2 protein-coding genes are annotated in these 2,100 nt (G+C 58.7%); one reads left to right on the top strand and one right to left on the bottom strand.

The genetic code is table 11. From position 1 onward, the window contains the following. Positions 1-357 precede the first annotated feature (357 nt). On the bottom strand, positions 358-729 hold the full coding sequence (locus tag JHD82_RS28830; RefSeq protein ID WP_199140307.1) for a helix-turn-helix domain-containing protein: 372 nt from the start codon (positions 727-729) through the stop codon (positions 358-360). 592 nt (positions 730-1,321) lie between these two features. Here JHD82_RS28830 and JHD82_RS28825 point away from each other — a divergent pair. After that, positions 1,322-2,100 (top strand): hypothetical protein (locus tag JHD82_RS28825; RefSeq protein WP_199140305.1); only part of this gene is annotated, 779 nt, incomplete at its 3' end.

Here is a 2,100-nt window from a genome sequence, read left to right as displayed (position 1 = left end):
CCCCCCCCCCCCCCCCCCCCCCCCCCCCCCCCCCCCCCCCCCCCCCCCCCCCCCCCCCCCCCCCCCCCCCCCCCCCAAAAAAAAACTTTTTTGTTCGCATTTCGTCGGCAGCGTCAGATGTGTATAAGAGACAGGTGAGTATGGGCATACTCGCTACGGGTCTGTGGCTCATATCCCGGGATGGGGCACTCGGTCAGCTTGCTGCCCCTGAACATGACCGCGGTGCTTTGGAGATGGACGTGCGCAAAGCCATAGAGCTTGGCCGTGCCCGGGCACAAGCTTCCGCCGAAGCCCAGTTGACGTTATCGGGACGACGCGCATCTCCACCAAAGCCCTGAAGCACCGCGGTGCCGGCGCTCAAGCGTTTCTCAGGCGTGCTCGGGTTGGAGGATGCTCGGCGTCTCGTGCTTCGATGGCCGCCTCTAGCTTCTTTGGATGCTGCATCAGTTTTTCCGCTTCGGCGAACAGAATCGAGGGAGCAATCTCAAGTGCGCCGCACAAGCGCAGTAGGGTCACCAGATTTGGGCTGGTAGCCCCGTACTCAATCCTTTGCATGGTGAGGCGGCCGGTGCCGGCCTTATAGGCGACCTCCTCTTGGGCTAAGTCCGCCTGCTTTCTTGTCTTGCGCAGGACTAGCCCCAGCGCCACGGACCACTTGGCCTCATGCTCGTTCAGTTCGATTCGCATGGCCGCGAGTGTTGAAGAGATGTCACTTTTAAGGAACTTCATAAAAGATACTTCTTCTTTGTGGCATCAAAAAAGATGCATCATTTATGATGCTTATCATTTATACGCAAAGCGCACTGCGAGCTCATCAACCTGCCCTGGCAGCTTGCTGCGCAGAGCAAGTACCCGACAGCTATATGGACACCTTCATACACACACAACGTCGTGCTCAGGTCCTGCCGCCAACGAGCAAGAAGGAGCGTGGTCGCCAGGCATGGCGGTTTGCAGAGTTCTCGTCTCGAGTGTTCTTTCTGCTGGAGGCTTGCGTTGACCAGCGGCAGGACATTGAAGTGGTGCAGTACGTGACCACCGATGCGGCAACGGCATACCAGCTCGAACGCGAGCTCACTGGGTGTCGGTGGTCCCGCGTGCACGTGTTCATGCGGTTTCGAGACCATACGAAACAGGACTTGATGTATGAGGAGCTTGAGGCAGCGTACCGCTCCCGGTCCACGGGAACGCATTGGTACCACCTCGTGTCTGGACACCTGATTGCAGAGTCAGGTGTGACTACGAAACAGCTTCAGAACTTGGAGAACGACTTTGAGCTTGTCTACGAGCGGCGTGGTTCTTCTTCGCAGTTGCACTCGCTCCCATGCTGAGACTTCAGCTTGTTTCTGACCTGCACCTTGAACTTCATGAGCAGAACGGCCTGCAAGTGCCCTTCACGGCGATGCCCGGTGTAGACCTAGTCGTGCTGGCCGGCAACGTCGGTGGTTGCAAGCGCGGGATGGAATTTGCCCGCGAACTCAAGGCTCCGGTGCTCTACGTGCCAGGGACCCTGGAGCATGGAGGGCTCGAAGTCGACCAGACGACGATGGTGATGAAGTTCGAGGCCATCAACTCGAGGGTCAAGGTACTTCAAAACAATTCCGTGGTCATCGGCGGAGTCCGCTTTCTGGGTACCACGCTCTGGCCGGATTTCGGTACTCCAGCACACCCCGGCAGGTTGGCTTTGGCCATGGCACCCTACGAGGGCATCCGGCACAAAGCCCATCCCATCCCGTATGCCGCTCTACTCTGGCATCACAACTGCGCAGTTGCCTGGTTGGCCAAGAGGCTTGCTCAGCCCTTCAAGGGGCCAACGGTTGTGGTGTCTCACCATGCGCCACATCCAAAATCGACGCCTTTGCAGGGACCCATAGACCCCATCGCCCAGCCCAACCAAACCCGGTTGACCGAATTGATGCAGTCCGCGACCATCTGGCTGCATGGAGGTGTGAGCGTAGCGTGCGACTACCGTATCGGAGCCACGCGTGTCGCAGCCAATCCCTTCGGAAGTCCAGCTGACCGAGGGTACCCCTACTCCGTTGTGGCAGGCTCCAATGGGTACGACCCTGAGCTTGTTATAGACGCTGTCTCTTATACACATCT

This window comes from Delftia sp. ASV31, assembly GCF_016428765.1.
Lineage (GTDB): Bacteria > Pseudomonadota > Gammaproteobacteria > Burkholderiales > Burkholderiaceae_C > Comamonas > Comamonas acidovorans.
The sequence above is the reverse complement of the archived record's forward strand: the minus strand, read 5'-3'. Positions and strand labels throughout refer to the sequence as shown.